Source organism: Streptomyces sp. NPDC001922 (genome assembly GCF_042891165.1).
GTDB lineage: Bacteria > Actinomycetota > Actinomycetes > Streptomycetales > Streptomycetaceae > Streptomyces.
In genome coordinates this window covers 135,298-150,429 of the sequence record NZ_JBIASV010000004.1, presented here as the reverse complement: position 1 = coordinate 150,429, position 15,132 = coordinate 135,298, and the positions used below count along the sequence as shown (strand labels likewise).

Here is a 15,132-nt window from a genome sequence, read left to right as displayed (position 1 = left end):
GGGGAGCGCTAGGAGCGGCCGAAGCGGTCCTGGGCCGAGAGGACGTCGTCCGCGTGGACCGCGGCCCAGGCGCCCAGCGCGCGGATCGGGACGATCAAAGCGGTACCGGCCTCGGTGAGGGTGTAATCGACGCGGGGTGGAGCTTCGGCGTAACGGCGGCGCTCCACCAGGCCGTTGTACTCCAGGCGCCGCAGCGCCTCGTTGAGAACCTTGGGGCTGATCCCGCCGATCCGGGCCAGCAGCTCACGAGGCCGCTTGGGGCCGCTCTCGCCGAGGACGAAGACCACCACGCTGTCCCAGCGGTTGGCCAGCACCTCGAAGGCGATGCGGGCCCGGCAGTCCGCGGCGAACGGATCTCCGCCCATGTCGTCCACTTCTCCCATGGGGACATCCTGCCTCGGCCGATGCCTACCACGTGGTGTGCATCGACCCGCCTAGCGTCCGGGGCATGACATTTCACGAGGGGAACAGGAGCAGGACGATGCGCATCGGCATTCTCGGCACCGGCCAAATGGCGGCGGCGCTGGGCGGAGCGTGGGTGCGGGCCGGGCACGAGGTCATGGTGGGCGGCCGGGACGCCGCGGCCGCCGCCGGGACAGCGGCCGGAATCGGGGCCGCCGGACACGGCAGCCTGGCCGAGGCGGCGGGCTACGGCGAAGCCGTGCTGGTCGCCGTGCCCGCCGATGCCGCACCGCGGCTGACCGGGGAACTCGCCCCGGCGCTCGCCGGGCGGACCGTGCTCGACTGCACGGTGCCGATGGTCCCCGCCGCCGACGGCCCCGCCATCACCACGGCCGGCGGCACGGACTCGGTCGCCGCGCGCCTGGCCGAGGCGGCACCGGACGCCCGCGTCGCCAAGGTGTTCGGCATCTGCCACGAGAGCATCTGGACCCTGCGACGACCGGTCTTCGAAGGCGCGCGGCTGGCCGTACCCTTCTGCACGGACACACCGGCTGCCGCCGCCGTGGTGGCGGAGTTGATCACATCGATGGGCTGCACCCCGCTGCCGTGCGGCGGCCTGGACCGCGCGGCGTTGCTGGAGGGGACCGCGGTGTTCGCGGTCGGCGTGTGGTGGTCCGGAGGCGAGGCCCGGCATGCCTTCCCCGCCCCCGCTCTGGCCCCCGGAGCCGTCGACGACGAACCCTAGCCTCAAGCAGCGTTTCGCTTGGGTGCGGACCGTGGTCGTGGGGCGCGGGACGGTCCGCGTCCGACCCGCACGGGCGCTTGATCGCGAGGCGGTACGTCGTCCAACTCCGATTGGCCGACGGGACGTTCACCGGCACGGTGCGGGGACGGGCGGCGCCGTGTCGGTGGGATGTCGGCCGTCCGGCGGGAGTGTCGGTGATCGATCGGCGATGTGTCGGTGGCCGCTGGAACGGTGGGTGTCGAGTTGCCCGCATGCAGCGGCAGCCGTGTTCCAGCAAGGGAGTTCCCGTCGCCGTGTCGTCCGCATCCTCCACCCCGCCCTGGAATGTCCAACGGCTGCCGCGTGCCGATGGCAGCGTCTTCCTGGTCACCGGCGGCAACGCCGGCATCGGGTACTTCGTCGCGGAGCAGTTGTCGGCAACCGGAGCGACCGTCGTGCTCGGCAGCCGGAGCCCTGCGAAGGCCGAGGTCGCCATGGCTTCGATACGTGCGCGTGTTGCCGGTGCGCGGGTGCGGGCCGTTCGGCTGGACCTCGCCGACCTCTCGTCGCTGCCGTCAGTGGTGGAGTCACTGGGGGTGGAATGCCTTGATGCGGTGGTCCACAACGCCGGCGTTGCGCTTGACGATCCGCCGCGCAGGGAGACGGGGGACGGTCACGAGCTCATGTTCGGCACGAACCACCTCGGGCACTTCGCGTTGACCCGGTGGCTGATGCCGCTGCTGTCGGCCGCGCCGGCCGCCCGCGTCGTGACCGTGGGCAGCTTCGCGGCGAAGTCGGAGCGGCTCGACCTGGACGACCTGCAGTCCCGGAAGGACTACCGGCCCAAGCGCTCCTACGGACGTTCCAAGTTGGCGCAGATGTACTTCGGTGTCGAACTCGACCGTCGTCTGCGCGCTGTCGGCGGCACGGTGGCGAGTGTGGTGGTCCATCCCGGCGGCGCGCTGGACTCCCTCACCCCGTCACGGCCGCCGATCCATGTGCGGACTGCCGGGGCGCGGCTGAGCGCGGCACCTGCGGCCCTCCTCGTCCAGGGCAAGCATGCCGGGGCGTGGCCCGTGGTCCGAGCGGTGCTCGACCCGGCGGTGCGTGGCGGCCAGTTGTGGGGACCGCGCGTCTTCGGCCTGCGGGGCGAGCCCCGACGTGAACGGGTGTGGAACCACCTTGCCGACGCCTCCGTCGCGGCGCGGTTGTGGGACACGAGCTGTGACCTGACCGGCGTCGACCCCGGTGCTGTCCCCGGTAGGTGACTTGGCGTGCCGGGGCCGGCAACGAGCCTGACGGGTACGGCACAACGCTTCCGGTGAAGCAGGAAGCCCCCGGAAGGGTCGGACAGCCCAGGCCGGAATCCCTGGACTTCAGGCCAGGGAGCACGTCAACTGTTCGAGGTAGGTGAGCACGGTGTCGATGCGTTGGCTCATCACGCCGATATACCCGTCTGGCCGGACCAGGATCAGGGTGCCGTCCTCCACGTCGTAGGCGTCCGAGGGGGTGCCCTGCCTTACCCGCACGCCGTCGCCGCATCGCCGATTCGGCAGGTCGCCGAACGCCAGCAGGGTGAAGTGCGGACCACGGAAGACATCGAACAGGCGGGTGCCATCGTCGAGGGTGCCGTCGGGTGCGCGGTCTCCGGCGCGGAGCTGTCCCAGTGCCGGGCGGTCGTCCACTGCCAGCGGCCCGTGGCGGTAGCTGACGTCGAGCTGGTGGATCGCCGGTGTCCATCCCTCCTGCGGCCGGAAGTCCAGCCGGTGCAGTGTGCTGCTCATGCCCAGGACATGGGCTGCCACCGGCATCCGCTCGGTCTCGTAGCTGTCCAGCAGTGCCTTCGGCGCGCCGCCGAGCACGGCGGCCAGCTTCCAGCCGAGGTTGTAGCTGTCCTGGATGCTGGTGTTCAGGCCCTGGCCGCCCGCCGAGGAGTGCACGTGTGCGGCGTCTCCTGCCAGCAGGACGCGTCCGGCTCGGTAGCGGTCCGCCATGCGCGCGTTGACCCGGTACAGCGATATCCATTTCAGGTCGTGCAGCCGGATATCGGTGCGGCCGGAACGCTCGTGCAGTAGGTGGCGCACCGAGTCCAGCGTCAACTCCGGCACGTTCTCCGCCGCAACGCCGGCAACGAATTGGTAGTACTGCCCGCCGGGCATGTTCCACAGCGAGAACCGGCCGGTCCCGGTGCTGAACATGTGGCAGAACACGCCGTCAAGGCCCTCGGCTTGAACGTCGCCGATCAAAGTCCGTTCGGATTCGAAGGTCTCGCCGACGAAACCGACACCTAGCGCCTTGCGCACGGTGCTGCGTCCGCCGTCGCAGCCGACCAGGTAGGTGGCGCGGACCTGGCCGGCGGTGGTCTGCACGGTGACCCCGTCGGCGTCCTGGTCGAATCCGAGTACCTCGGTGCCGAACTCGACCCGGCCGCCGAGCTGGACGAACCGCTCGTACAGGATCTCGTCGGTACGCCACTGCGGGAGCAGCCACAGGTCCGGATAGGGAACACCGGCGCCGCGGCGCAGCGGTTCGGCTCCCAGTAACTCGTTCACGTGACGTTCGAACACCACCTCGTGGCCCGAGTAGCGGCGGAACTTTGGGAAGGGCATGCCATCGGTGAGCACCGCGTTGATCACGCCGAGGTCGTCGAAGACCTCCTGGGTGCGTTGGGACAGTCCCTTGCCCCGGGACCCGGGGAACAGGCCAGGCGCCTTGTCGACGACCCGACAAGGCACGCCCCGCCGGGCCAGGTCGATGGCCAGCGTCAGCCCGGTCGGCCCTGCGCCGGCGATGAGCACGGTCATGATGGGCTTTCCCCCTGGGTGAGCAGCGCCAGCAGCACGTCATCCACGACGCGAGTGATGAAGGCGTCGTCGAATGGGGCGTCGACATGGAGCTGGCGCAGGATCATCGCCTCGGCGATGTCGTGCACGAGTTCGGTGTCGACGTCGGCGTGTACGTCACCGCGCCCTGCGGCACGGTGCAGCGGTTCGGTGAACGGTGACAGTTCGTCGTCATCGAGATGAGCCTGTAGCGCTGCGGCCAATTCTTCGTCGTCGCGCATGGCCGTGATCAGCCCGTGGATCATCGCCAGCGGAAACGCCTCGGCCTTGCGCCGCAGCATCTCCATCACCGCGAACAGGTCGCCGCGCAACGACCCGGTGTCCGGGACGCTGTCGTTGAAGTTGCTGTCGTAGGCGTCCAATGCCGCTTTGACCAGCGCGGCCTTACTCCGCCAACGTCGATAGATAGTGGTCTTGCTGGCGTGCGCCCGTGCCGCCACCGCGTCCATCGTCAGCGCCTGGTAACCGACGTCAGTGAGCACCGCCATGGCGGCGGCCAAGATCGCGTCCTCTCGCGGCTTGCCCCGAACCATGCGACCTCCCCATGTGTACGATACGCGTATCGTACACATGAAGGAGGTCAATCCGATCCAGGGGGGAGCTGATGTCCCAGGTCAGGGCCGATTTTTGCCAGTGGGCGACCTCGCCGAGACCTGTCCCGCGCCGAGCATGCCGACCGGGCGAGGATGTGCGGACGGGGCTTGCCAGGCACCGCGCGACCACCCGCAGACGCCGCCGCCGTAGGCGCTGTTCCGGGTGAAGTCGCCCGTGAACAGCGCCAGTTGGCGGCGTCGCCGGACTACCCGTAGGGGTAGAAGCCCGAGCCGGACTTCCGGCCCAGCCGGCCCGCGTCCACCATCCGCTGGAGCAGCGGGGGAGCGGCGTACAGGTGCTCCTTGTACTCCTCTCAGGGACATTCGGCTGCTTCCAAGCGGTCACTGCCCGGGAACTGAAAGGCGACCATGTCGAATCAGCACCGAGCAGAGAGTCCCGAGGCTGATGACGCACAGCACGGTCCGGGCGACGTTCACCGGGCCCCAGACGGTCCTGAACCGCTCCACTACCGACAGGTCGGAGGCTGCGGCAGGGTCGCCGAGCGCGGCCAGTTCGTCGTTGAGGGGGAGGTTGACGGTGACGGTGAGCACCACCATCGCCAGGTAGCACAGCCCGGCCAGCACCAGCGGCAGCACCAGGGGGCGGCACCCTCCTCGGTGCGCGCGTACGGCCGCCGCGAGCGTGCAGGCCGGCGCCGCGAGAAACGCCGACCTGAACAGCGGGCTGCCGTCGATCACGGCGTTGAAGTGCTGCATGGCCTCGGCATAGGCAACGTCGTCCAGCCGGGCGAGCCCGGGCATGACCGAGATGTCGAAGGCGAAGAAGAGGCCGGCCATCAGGCCGGTGAACAGGGCTGAGGCACGCAGCAACAGCCCGGAGGGGCGGTTGCTCAGCCGTGCGGGCCGACCGGCCGGGCCGGCGTGCAGGGAGTATCCGGTGGAGGGGAGAGAACCCACGATGCCGTCCTCGGTAGAAAGGTGCCTCCCGCTGCGAGTGAGGGGCCGGGCCGCTCGGGGAGCCGTGGAGCCCATCGCAGCAGGTGGCGCTTCCTGGTGTCCATGTCACGCACGCTCAGGGGGATACGCGAGCGTCGCGCTGCCGAGTGGCCCGCCGGAGCCGGCAGACACTCCTCCAGGAAGTCCGGGGCGAGCCGGTGGCAGAGCGTAGGCGGGATCCGGCAGCCGGTCGGGGGACGTGTCCGGCGGGTTCAGAGCACGGAGGCCGCCATGAGGAGAAAGGCGGCGACGGCGCATGCGGTCCGCCATGTATGGAAGGTATTCCACCGCGACTCGAAGGCTTCCCGGGCGGCATGTTGGTCGCCTCGACCGAGAGACGCCTCCAACGCGTTGTTCAGCGGGACGTTGCCGACGGCGGTGGTCAGGTGCCCGACCAGCGCGCAGCCTGTGGCAGCCAGACGGAGCAACTGCCCCTGACCGCCCTGGCTGTCCGGTGCGGTCAACCATGAGGCCGCGGGAAGGGCAACCGACCCGAGGAAGAGCAGCAGGAACAGCGGTCCCGGCACCTTGCGGTTGATCACGGACATGGCCTCGGTGAAACGATCGTCCGGCAGCTCACGAAAGGCCGGCATGACACCTGAGCGAAAAGCGAGCATGTAGCCGGCGTAGAGCCCGGTACAGGCGAGAGCGCACACGACGAGAACATCGGACATGGCGATCATCATGTCGGGGCATCCGCTCCTGCGGAGGCCGCTTTCCGGGCTTTCCGGCCTCGGCCCGCTGGAAACCACGAATCATCTCGTTCGAGGGTGTGGGCCAGGACGTGGTCGACGTCCTCGACCGGTGTCCCGCAACATGACGCCCCGTAAGTTCTCTACACTCAGCAACAGGCTCCTGAACAGCAGAAATGCAGAAACAACGAACTGCATGGGGAGTACCAGGACCGGCCGAAGCGGTCCTGGGCCGAGAGGACGTCGTCCAGTTCTCCCATGCGGACATCCTGCCTCGGCCGATGCCTACGATCGTCGGGCCTGCCCGCCGCCCTGAGCCGCAGGCAAGAGGGACCTCCCGGACGAAGATCCCTCTTGCCTGGCATCGGGATGGTCAGAAGTGCACGGTGTGGTCCCGGGTGACCGTGGGGACGGAGAGCACGGCATCGAACGCCTCGGGGACGAGGGTGTTCAGCACGGAGCTCTGGGACCGGATGGTGTTGAGCAGCGGTGCTCCCTGGGCATCGCGTGGTGCGTGACGCAGGTCGGTCAGGGTGATCCGGTCGGCGAGGCCGGCGTCGGTGAGGGCGGCTTCGACGCTGCCGGGCTCGGCGGGTTGAAGGCGGGCTTCGGCGAGGGTGAAACCGACGGCAGCGCTCTGGTCCGGGTACATCTCCGGGACATGATCAGATGTGTGGAGGAAGGCCACCGCGCGGTAGTCCTGGCCGAGCATCCGCTGCAGGTGCTGGCCCATGGGCAGCGCGGTGAGGCCGCCTCCGAGCTCCAGCTCCGTCTTGTGGATATGGCTGTTGTGGGCGGCGAGGACGATCCGGGTTCCTGGTGCGGCCCGTTCCAGGTGCCAGCGCACCGATTCGGCCATGTAGATCTCACGCACCGCCAGGTCCGCGGCCAAGCCCCGACCGGACATCAGGGCATTCATCGCCTGGAACATGTAGTCGGTGTGGCAGGCCGCTTCCACCCGGCGCCGGGCGATGTCGAAACGGCTCTGGCTGCTGCGGGAGACGTAGAGCGGCTCGACGGCGCGCAGCCGTAGCAGCAGCCGTGCCAGTGTCGCGGTCAGTTCGTTCTGCTCGGCGGGCTGAAGGCCGGACCAAGCGGGCCCGGCCGCGGCGCCGGATCCGCAGTCCTTGAGGAACCGATCGCTGATCTCCAGGACCGTATCGACGAGGCGGAGTGCGTCGGGGTCGACTTCACGCAGGTATTCGGCCACCGGCTCAAGCGCGGGCCGTAGCGCCCCGCCGGCTTCGGGGACATCGATGCCGGCGAAGCGCAAGGGATGGGCGCCGGTGCGGTTGTGGTGGCGCAGCCAGCGCATGAGGTCTGCGGCACCCCACTCGGTGGCGGCCCGGCTCACCTTCGCCAGATCGCCGTCGGCCCCCTCGCCCTGCAGCCACCGGTCGAGCGGGAAGGCTTCGCTGAAGTCGAACTCCATTGCGAAGACGGTGAATCCGCAGCGCTCGGCGAGGAAGCGCAGCACCCGCCGGCGTGCAAGTGAGAACTCTTCGACGAAGTGGGCGCCCTCACCGATCGCGACAACCCGGGCATCGCCGACGACCTCCCGCAACACTTCGAGGTCGTCGAGGGGCTGGTGCGGATCCAGGGTGGTCAGGGTGGTGGAGTGCTCGCGGAACCAATCGGCAAGCACGGTACGGGAAGCAGGCTGGACAGGCACAGCTGGAGCTCAATTCTCGGCTGGAGGTTCAGCTCGTCCGCAAGAGACGGGCGAGCGGCATGACGGGGGATTCGGTATCTGCGCACCCACCCGATCGTGGGCTGGCTGCTCAGCGTGTACGCGATCACCTTCCTGCTCGGCGTCGCGCCCTCGTACATCACTCCCCTGATGGTGACGCGCGAGTTCGGCACCGAGAAGTGGCTGCTGACGATGCTGGAGTTGGCCTTCAGCGGCGGCTTGCTGCTCGGCGGCGGTCTCATGTCCACCGTACTGGTCAGGTACGGCCGGATGTGGCTGATCATGGTCGCTGCCAACGGCTTCGGGGTCGTCACCGTGGCGATGGGTCTGAGCACGAATCTGTGGGTGCTCTACGGCTTCATGTTCGCCTTCGGCTTGCTGGCACCGTTGTTGTCCACCCCGTTCACGACACTGATCCAAGAGCGTGTCGAACCCGGCGTGCACGGCCGCGTGTTCAGTTACGTCAGCATCGTCTCGGCGCTGGCCACACCGGTCAGCATCGTCGTGTTCGGCCCGCTGGCCGATCTGGTCGGCGTACAGGTTCTGCTGATCATCGCCGGTCTGACGACCATCGCCGTGATGGCGGTCGCGATCCGCCTGCCGGCCGGCCGCGCCACCGTCGCTGCCGCCCGGGTCCCGGAACCCCCGCGCGTCCTCGGATCCGAGCCCATGTCGCAGAACGCCATGCCCCGGAGCGCCATGCCCCGCAAATCCGCACCCAAGGCGAATTCCGATCCCGGAATGCCGTATCCCGGAAAGGGAGAATGAAGTGATCTTGATGAAAGCCGCAGCCCTGTCATCGTTCGGGGGGCCGGAAGTGCTGACCTTCATGGATCTACCGGTCCCTCAAGCCAGCCCCGGACAGGTACGGATACGGGTGCGGTCGGCCGGGGTCAACCACTTCGACACGGCGATCAGGCAGGGCTGGGCGCCGCCTTCGGTCGACAATTCCTTCCCTGTGATCCCGGGCAACGAGTTCGCGGGAGTCGTCGACCAGGTAGGCGAAGGGGTCACCGGCAACGTCATGGGTGACGAGGTCCTCGGATTCTGCACCTTGGGCGGCTACGCGGAATTCGTGCTGGCCTCACCGGAGCAGTTGGTGCGCAAGCCGGAGAACCTCCCCCTGGGACATCGCCGGCGGATTCGCCGCCAACGGCATCGGCGCACACCTGTGTCTGAGCGAGGTCGGAGTGGCCCGCGGGGACACTGTGCTGATCCATGCGGCCGCCGGAGCCCTGGGTACCTTCGCGGTTCAACTGGCCCTGGCGTGGGGAGCCGCCACTGTCATCGGCACAGCCAGTGAGGCCAATCACGCCTACCTGCGCTCCATGGGCGCGATCCCGGTCACCTACGGCCCAGGTCTGCGGGACCGGGTCCGTGCCGTCGCGCCCGGCGGGGTGGACGCCGTCATGGACAACGCCGGCGGTGACGCCCTGCGCGCCTCAGCTGAACTGGCCAAGGACAGGAACCGCATCCGGACCATGGTCGACGATGAGACCGCGGCCGAGCTCGGTATCCCGACTCTGGCCCCCAAGCGGACGTCCGAGCAGCTGGAAGAGACCGTGGCACTCGCCGCACAAGGCAGGATCAAGCTGCACATCCGGCGGGCTTTTCCCCTGGCAGAGGCCGCCGCGGCACACCGCAGCATCGAAACCGGGCACGGGCGCGGGAAGATCGTCCTCCTCACCGCCTCCGCACCCGCCACCCCACGAGCGCAACGTCCGGCTGGCTGGTCGCGCTGAGCAGGACCGGGCGAGCGCGGTCTCGTCGACGGCCGATGGGGGCAGCTCTCACCCGGGCGGAGCCTGGACCGCGCGGGTGCGACTCCGCGCCGCGTCGGCACCGCCCGCCTCGCCGCCGAGTGGGTTCGTCAGCGGGCGCATGGCGCCGCCGTAGGCGCTGTTCCGGGTGAAGTCGCCCGTGAACAGCGCCAGTTGGCGGCGTCGCCGGACTACCCGTAGGGGTAGAAGCCCGAGCCGGACTTCCGGCCCAGCCGGCCCGCGTCCACCATCCGCTGGAGCAGCGGGGGAGCGGCGTACAGGTGCTCCTTGTACTCCTCGTACATGGAGTCCGCGACGGAGGCCACGGTGTCCAGGCCGATCAGGTCGGAGAGCTTCAGTGGGCCCATCGGGTGGGCGCAGCCCATCTCCATGCCGTTGTCGATGTCCTCGCGGCTGGCGATGCCCGACTCGAACATCCGGATCGCGGAGAGCAGGTACGGGATGAGCAGGGCGTTGACCACGAAGCCCGACCGGTCCTGGGCGCGGATCGCGTGCTTGCCCAGCCCGCCCGTGACGAGCTCCTCGGCCCGCTTGATGGTCTCGTCGCTGGTGGTCAGCGCCGGGATCAGCTCGACGAGCTTCTGCACCGGCGCCGGGTTGAAGAAGTGAATCCCGATCACATGGTCCGGCCGCGAGGTGGCGACGGCCAGTTTCACCAGCGGGATCGAGGAGGTGTTGGAGGCGAGGATCGCGTCCGGGCGGGTCACCACCTGGTCGAGAACCTGGAAGATCTCGGTCTTGACCTGCTCGTTCTCGACGACGGCCTCGATGACCAGGTCCCGGTCGGCGAACTCCCCCAGGTCGGTGGTGAAGCTCAGCCGGTCCAGCGCCGCGTCGCGCTCCTCCTCGGTCATCTTGCCGCGCTCGGCGGCCTTGCCCAAGGAGTTGGTCAAGCGGGTGCGGCCTATCTCCAGGGCCTCGCCCGTGGTCTCGGCGACCACGACCTCCAGCCCCGAGCGGGCGCACACCTCCGCGATGCCTGCGCCCATCTGGCCGCAGCCCACCACTCCGACGCGTTCGATGTCGGTCACATCGTGCCTTTCGCTGTTCTTCTTCGGCCGGCCGGCGTCCCCTGCTCCCGGCCCTCGTCACAGGTCCGGGCGCCCGCCTCGGCCTCAGACGTTACTCCGCGCCCTCCTGTGCCGAGAGGGCCGGGGCGGGCATGCTGAGCTCGTACGACGGGACGTACCCATCCAACAGGGGGCGACAAATGCCGCGTATCACCCGAAGAGGGTTCACCGCAGTCTCCGCCGGATCGTTGTCCGCGCTGCTCACCGCGGGCACCTCCACCGCGTACGCCATCGGCCCCGGTCACCGTCCGCAGCGCCGCACCGGGGCGGCGGGCCGCCCGGGCCGCCAGTTCCGCGGCATGTGGCTGGCAACCGTCGCCAACCGGGACTGGCCCTCCCGGCCGGGCCTGACCGCCGCCCAGCAGCAGGCCGAACTGACCGGCTACCTGGACGTCGCCGTCCAGCGGCGGCTGAACGCCGTGGTCCTCCAGGTCCGGCCCACCGCGGACGCCCTCTGGCCGTCCCCCTACGAGCCCTGGTCCCAGTACCTCACCGGACAGCAGGGCCGGGACCCCGGCTGGGACCCGCTCCGTTTCGCGGTGTACGAGGCCCACCGGCGCGGCCTGGAGCTGCACGCCTGGTTCAACCCCTACCGGATCGCCAACCACACCGACCCGACACGGCTCGTCCCCACCCACCCCGCGCGGGTCCACCCGGAGTGGGTCGTGCCCTACGGCGGCAAGCTGTACTACAACCCGGGGCTGCCCCCGGTCCGGCGCTTCGTGCAGGACGCGATGCTGCACGCGGTACGGCACTGCGCCGTCGACGCCGTGCACTGGGACGACTACTTCTACCCGTACCCCGTCGCGGGCCAGGTCTTCGACGACGACGCGGCCTGGGAACGGTACGGCGCCGGCTTCCCCGACCGGGCCGCCTGGCGCCGCCACAACATCGACCGCCTGGTCCTGGAGACCGCCTTACGGATCAAACGGATCAGGCCCCGCACCCGGTTCGGCATCAGCCCGTTCGCCGTCTGGCGCAACCGCGCCACCGATCCGGCCGGGTCCGACACCCGGGCCGGGGTGCAGACCTACGACGATCTGTACGCCGACACCCGCCGGTGGGTCCGCGCGGGCTGGATCGACTACGTGGTGCCGCAGGTCTACTGGAACATCGGCTTCGCCGCGGCCGACTACGCGAAGCTCGTGCCCTGGTGGTCGGCGACCGTCGACGGCACCGGAGTGGACCTCTACATCGGCGAGGCCCTCTACAAGGCGGGCGACCCGGCGCAGCCCGCCCCCTGGCAGGACCCGGCCGAACTGTCCCGGCACCTCACCTTCGACCGGGACTGGCCGCAGGTGCGCGGCCATGTGTTCTTCTCCGGCAAGGAAGTGGCCGTCGACCGGATCGGGGCGATGGCCCGGGTGGTCGCCGACCACTATCCCGCACCGGTGCGCCCGCCGGGCTGAGCCGGCGGGCGCGCGGGCGGCTCAGCGGCCCGGGTGGGCCGCGCCCTTGTGCCGTACGACCGAGTCGGGGCCGGGGGAGACCAGGCACTCCTTGCCGTCGTCCTCGAAGCGCACGCGGTACGGCGGCTCGCCGTGGTCGCCCAGGACTTCGACGATCTTCGCTTCCCGGTCGTGATGCCCGACGGTCCGGCCGTGCACGACCAGCATGTCGCCTTTCTTGGCTTCCATCTGCGGGACCTCCAGTGCGGGGAGGGGCGCGCCTGCGGGGCGGAATGCTCGGAATGCGGCGCTTCGTGCCGTCAAGTCTACGGGCGGGAGCGCGCCCTGCATCCCTGTGCGGGGCGCGTCCCCATGCATCCCCGTGCGGGCGGAGCGTCCCCGCGCATCCCTGTGCGGGCCGGGGCTCAGCTCCTCGCGCGCTGGGTGACCGCGATGCACACCAGCACGGCGAGTGCGGTGAGCAGGGCGGCGGAGGTGAGGTGTTCGCCCAGCAGCAGCACGGCCCAGACCAGGGTGAGCAGGGGCTGGGCCAGCTGCAGCTGACTGGCCCGGGCCACCCCGATCTCGGCCATGCCGCGGTACCAGACCACCAGACCGAGGAACTGGGAGCCCACGGCGAGCCAGAGCACCCCGGTGACGGCGTGCGCGGTGAGCCGGACCGGCTCCACGGAGACGGCCACCGCCGCGACCGGCGCGGCGAGCGGCAGGCACAGGACGAGGGCCCAGCCGATGACCTGCCACCCGGGGAGGTGCCGGGCCAGCCGGCCGCCCTCGGCGTAGCCCGCCGCGCACACCAGGAGCGCCGCGAAGAGGTAGAGGTCGCCGCTGGTCGGGGTGCCGCCGCTCTGCAGCAGCGCGTACCCGATCACGGCGGCCGCTCCGGCGAGGGCGGCCACCCAGAAGGTGCGGGAGGGCCGCGCGCCGGTGCGCACGGCCGAGCAGGCGGCCGTGGTGAGCGGGAGCAGCCCCACGACGACGGCGGAGTGCGAGGTCGACGAGGTCTGCAGGGCGAGCGTGGTCAGCAGCGGAAAGCCGATGACGACGCCCGCCGCCACGACGAGCAGCCCGGCCAGGTGGCGGCGCTCGGGGAACGGTACGCGCAGCGCGAGGAGGCTGCCGCCCGCGATGAGGGCGGCGAGCGTGATGCGGAGCGTCGTCACGGTCCACGGGCCGAGGCCCTCCAGGGCCCAGGCGGTCGCCGGGAAGGTGAGGGAGAAGGCGCCCACGCCGAGGGCCGCGAGGGCGGTTCCGCTCCCGGCCGCTATCGTCAATGGGGCAGTAGCGCTATCCTGTGCTGTCATGCAAGAGCGTAGCAGTGTGGCCGATCTGGCCAAAAACTTGCGGGAAGAGGTCAACCGCTACTCGCCGGGTGAGAAGCTGCCGTCCAGTCGTGCCCTGGTGGACCGGTTCCGGGTGAGCCCGGTGACGGTGGCCCGGGCCCTGGCGGTCCTGGCCTCCGAGGGGCTCGTCGTCACCCGTCCGGGTGCCGGGGCCTTCCGCGCCCGGACGCCCGGCCGGCCCCCGCAGCCGGGGGACACCTCCTGGCAGGAGCTCTCGCTGAGCGCCGAATCCGCGGCGGCCTCCGGCGAACCCGTGCCCCGTGCCGTGGACGCCTCGGGCGTGCTCGCCACCCTCGCGACGCCCCCGGCCGGCGCCATCGAGTTCAACAGCGGCTATCTGCACCCCGCCCTGCAGCCGGAGCGCGCGCTGGCCGCCGCCCTGGCCCGCGCCGGCCGCCGCCCCGGGGCGTGGGGCCGCCCGCCGGTGGAGGGGCTGGCCGACCTGCGGGAGTGGTTCGCCCGCGAGATCGGCGGCCCCGGCGGTCCCCTCGGTGCCTCGGACGTCCTGGTCACGGCCGGCGGCCAGAGCGCCCTCACCACGGCGCTGCGCGCGCTGGCCCCGCCCGGTGCCCCCGTGCTCGTCGAGTCGCCCACCTACCCCGGGATGCTCGCCGTGGCGCTGGCCTCGGGGCTGCGCCCGGTGCCGGTGCCGGTGGACACCGAGGGGGTGCGGACCGACCTGCTCGCGGAGGCCTTCCGGGCCACCGGCGCCCGGGCGTTCGTCTGCCAGCCGCTCTTCCAGAACCCCACCGGCGCCGTGCTGTCCCCGCCGCGCCGGGCCGAGGTGCTGCGGGTGGCGCGCGAAGCGGGCGCCTTCGTGGTGGAGGACGACTTCGCGCGCCGGCTGGGCCATGAGGACGCCGGACCGCTGCCGCCCCCACTCGCCGCGGAGGACCCGGACGGCGTCGTGGTCCACCTCCGGTCGCTGACCAAGGTGGCCTCGCCCAGCCTGCGCGTCGGTGCGCTCGCCGCGCGGGGGCCCGTGCAGTCCCGGTTGCGGGCGATCCAGGTCGTCGACAGCTTCTTCGTCCCCCGGCCGCTCCAGGAGGCGGCCCTGGAGCTCGTCGGAGCCCCGTCCTGGAGCCGTCATCTGCGGACCGTCGCCGCCGAGCTCCGCTCCCGGCGGGACGTGATGGCCGCCGAACTCCGCCGCGAACTGCCGGGCCTCACCGTGGACCACATCCCCTCCGGCGGCTACCACTTCTGGCTGCGGCTGCCCGACGGCACGGAGGAGGCCGCGGTCACCACCGCCGCGCTGCGCGCCGGGGTCGCGGTGGCGCCGGGCAGGCCGTACTACGCCGCGGAGCCGCCGGCACCCCGGCTGCGGCTGAGCTTCGCCGGGGTGGCCGGCCCGGCGGAGATCGCCGAGGGGGTGACCCGGCTCCGTACGGCGTGTGCGGAGGCGGCGGTCTGACACCGGGCGCCCGGCGAACCGGCGGTACGGAGCCGGCGGGAGGGAACCGGCGGTACGGATCCGGTGGCGGCGCGTGCCGTGGGTCCGGCGCCGGGGGCGGACGCCGGCGCCGTGCACGGCGCGCCCCCGCCGGTGCGGCCGGCCGCACCCGGGGGCCCCGGCCCGGCGGTCGACCGCGCGACGCCGGTCCGGTCGGCCCGGTCGGCCCGGTCGGTCC

General features: G+C 71.0%; 16 protein-coding genes and 1 pseudogene. 7 read left to right on the top strand and 10 right to left on the bottom strand.

Annotated features, from left to right (window positions below; all coding sequences use genetic code 11):
- Positions 1–8: 8 nt before the first annotated feature.
- On the bottom strand, positions 9–383 hold the full coding sequence (locus ACFYYR_RS08485; RefSeq protein WP_388848517.1) for a winged helix-turn-helix transcriptional regulator: 375 nt from the start codon (positions 381–383) through the stop codon (positions 9–11).
- A 98-nt stretch (positions 384–481) separates the two neighbouring features.
- On the opposite strand from ACFYYR_RS08485, the gene ACFYYR_RS08480 reads away from it, so the two are divergent.
- Both ACFYYR_RS08480 and ACFYYR_RS08475 read left to right on the top strand, forming a co-directional pair.
- On the top strand, positions 482–1,147 hold the full coding sequence (locus tag ACFYYR_RS08480; protein WP_388848514.1) for an NADPH-dependent F420 reductase: 666 nt from the start codon (positions 482–484) through the stop codon (positions 1,145–1,147).
- A gap of 293 nt (positions 1,148–1,440) precedes the next feature.
- Positions 1,441–2,394, top strand: a complete 954-nt coding sequence (locus ACFYYR_RS08475) for an SDR family NAD(P)-dependent oxidoreductase (RefSeq protein WP_388848511.1) — start codon at positions 1,441–1,443, stop codon at positions 2,392–2,394.
- Between the two features lie 108 nt (positions 2,395–2,502).
- On the opposite strand, the gene ACFYYR_RS08470 is transcribed toward ACFYYR_RS08475, so the two are convergent.
- The 6 genes and pseudogenes from ACFYYR_RS08470 to ACFYYR_RS08445 form a co-directional block, all read right to left on the bottom strand.
- Positions 2,503–3,930: an FAD-dependent monooxygenase gene (locus ACFYYR_RS08470; protein WP_388848508.1), complete on the bottom strand. Its 1,428-nt coding sequence runs from the start codon at positions 3,928–3,930 to the stop codon at positions 2,503–2,505.
- The gene (locus tag ACFYYR_RS08465) at positions 3,927–4,502 is read right to left on the bottom strand and encodes a TetR/AcrR family transcriptional regulator (RefSeq protein ID WP_388848505.1); all 576 of its coding nucleotides are present in this window, start codon (positions 4,500–4,502) and stop codon (positions 3,927–3,929) included. The genes ACFYYR_RS08470 and ACFYYR_RS08465 overlap by 4 nt, the downstream gene beginning before the upstream one ends.
- Positions 4,503–4,768: 266 nt before the next feature.
- A pseudogene (locus ACFYYR_RS08460) lies at positions 4,769–4,873 on the bottom strand (3-hydroxyacyl-CoA dehydrogenase family protein); the annotation flags it as partial.
- A 31-nt stretch (positions 4,874–4,904) separates the two neighbouring features.
- Positions 4,905–5,480 (bottom strand): DUF1772 domain-containing protein, encoded by a 576-nt coding sequence (locus ACFYYR_RS08455; RefSeq protein ID WP_388848502.1) that lies wholly within the window; start codon positions 5,478–5,480, stop codon positions 4,905–4,907.
- Between the two features lie 251 nt (positions 5,481–5,731).
- Positions 5,732–6,205 carry a DUF1772 domain-containing protein gene (locus ACFYYR_RS08450; RefSeq protein WP_388848499.1) on the bottom strand — a complete coding sequence of 158 codons (474 nt, stop codon included), beginning with the start codon at positions 6,203–6,205 and terminating at the stop codon, positions 5,732–5,734.
- Between the two features lie 379 nt (positions 6,206–6,584).
- Positions 6,585–7,856 carry an erythromycin esterase family protein gene (locus ACFYYR_RS08445; RefSeq protein ID WP_388848496.1) on the bottom strand — a complete coding sequence of 424 codons (1,272 nt, stop codon included), beginning with the start codon at positions 7,854–7,856 and terminating at the stop codon, positions 6,585–6,587.
- A 96-nt stretch (positions 7,857–7,952) separates the two neighbouring features.
- Here ACFYYR_RS08445 and ACFYYR_RS08440 point away from each other — a divergent pair, with 96 nt between their 5' ends.
- Genes ACFYYR_RS08440 through ACFYYR_RS08430 form a run of 3 tightly spaced genes read left to right on the top strand, consistent with a single transcriptional unit; the run spans position 7,953 to position 9,643 of the window.
- Positions 7,953–8,669: a hypothetical protein gene (locus ACFYYR_RS08440; protein ID WP_388849263.1), complete on the top strand. Its 717-nt coding sequence runs from the start codon at positions 7,953–7,955 to the stop codon at positions 8,667–8,669.
- A 10-nt stretch (positions 8,670–8,679) separates the two neighbouring features.
- On the top strand, positions 8,680–9,204 hold the full coding sequence (locus ACFYYR_RS08435) for a zinc-binding alcohol dehydrogenase family protein (RefSeq protein ID WP_388849261.1): 525 nt from the start codon (positions 8,680–8,682) through the stop codon (positions 9,202–9,204).
- The gene (locus tag ACFYYR_RS08430) at positions 9,110–9,643 is read left to right on the top strand and encodes a zinc-binding dehydrogenase (RefSeq protein ID WP_388849258.1); all 534 of its coding nucleotides are present in this window, start codon (positions 9,110–9,112) and stop codon (positions 9,641–9,643) included. The genes ACFYYR_RS08435 and ACFYYR_RS08430 overlap by 95 nt, the downstream gene beginning before the upstream one ends.
- Positions 9,644–9,852: 209 nt before the next feature.
- Here the strand turns inward: ACFYYR_RS08430 and ACFYYR_RS08425 are convergent, their stop codons facing one another.
- On the bottom strand, positions 9,853–10,713 hold the full coding sequence (locus ACFYYR_RS08425; RefSeq protein ID WP_388848493.1) for a 3-hydroxybutyryl-CoA dehydrogenase: 861 nt from the start codon (positions 10,711–10,713) through the stop codon (positions 9,853–9,855).
- A gap of 179 nt (positions 10,714–10,892) precedes the next feature.
- Between ACFYYR_RS08425 and ACFYYR_RS08420 the strand changes: the two genes are divergently transcribed.
- Positions 10,893–12,161: a glycoside hydrolase family 10 protein gene (locus ACFYYR_RS08420; protein WP_388848490.1), complete on the top strand. Its 1,269-nt coding sequence runs from the start codon at positions 10,893–10,895 to the stop codon at positions 12,159–12,161.
- 21 nt (positions 12,162–12,182) lie between these two features.
- Here ACFYYR_RS08420 and ACFYYR_RS08415 read toward each other — a convergent pair whose 3' ends face one another.
- Both ACFYYR_RS08415 and ACFYYR_RS08410 read right to left on the bottom strand, forming a co-directional pair.
- The gene (locus tag ACFYYR_RS08415) at positions 12,183–12,389 is read right to left on the bottom strand and encodes a DUF1918 domain-containing protein (protein ID WP_388848487.1); all 207 of its coding nucleotides are present in this window, start codon (positions 12,387–12,389) and stop codon (positions 12,183–12,185) included.
- 176 nt (positions 12,390–12,565) lie between these two features.
- Positions 12,566–13,462: a DMT family transporter gene (locus ACFYYR_RS08410; RefSeq protein WP_388848484.1), complete on the bottom strand. Its 897-nt coding sequence runs from the start codon at positions 13,460–13,462 to the stop codon at positions 12,566–12,568.
- Between ACFYYR_RS08410 and ACFYYR_RS08405 the strand changes: the two genes are divergently transcribed.
- Positions 13,461–14,915 carry a PLP-dependent aminotransferase family protein gene (locus ACFYYR_RS08405; protein WP_388848481.1) on the top strand — a complete coding sequence of 485 codons (1,455 nt, stop codon included), beginning with the start codon at positions 13,461–13,463 and terminating at the stop codon, positions 14,913–14,915. The genes ACFYYR_RS08410 and ACFYYR_RS08405 overlap by 2 nt on opposite strands.
- Positions 14,916–15,132 lie beyond the last annotated feature (217 nt).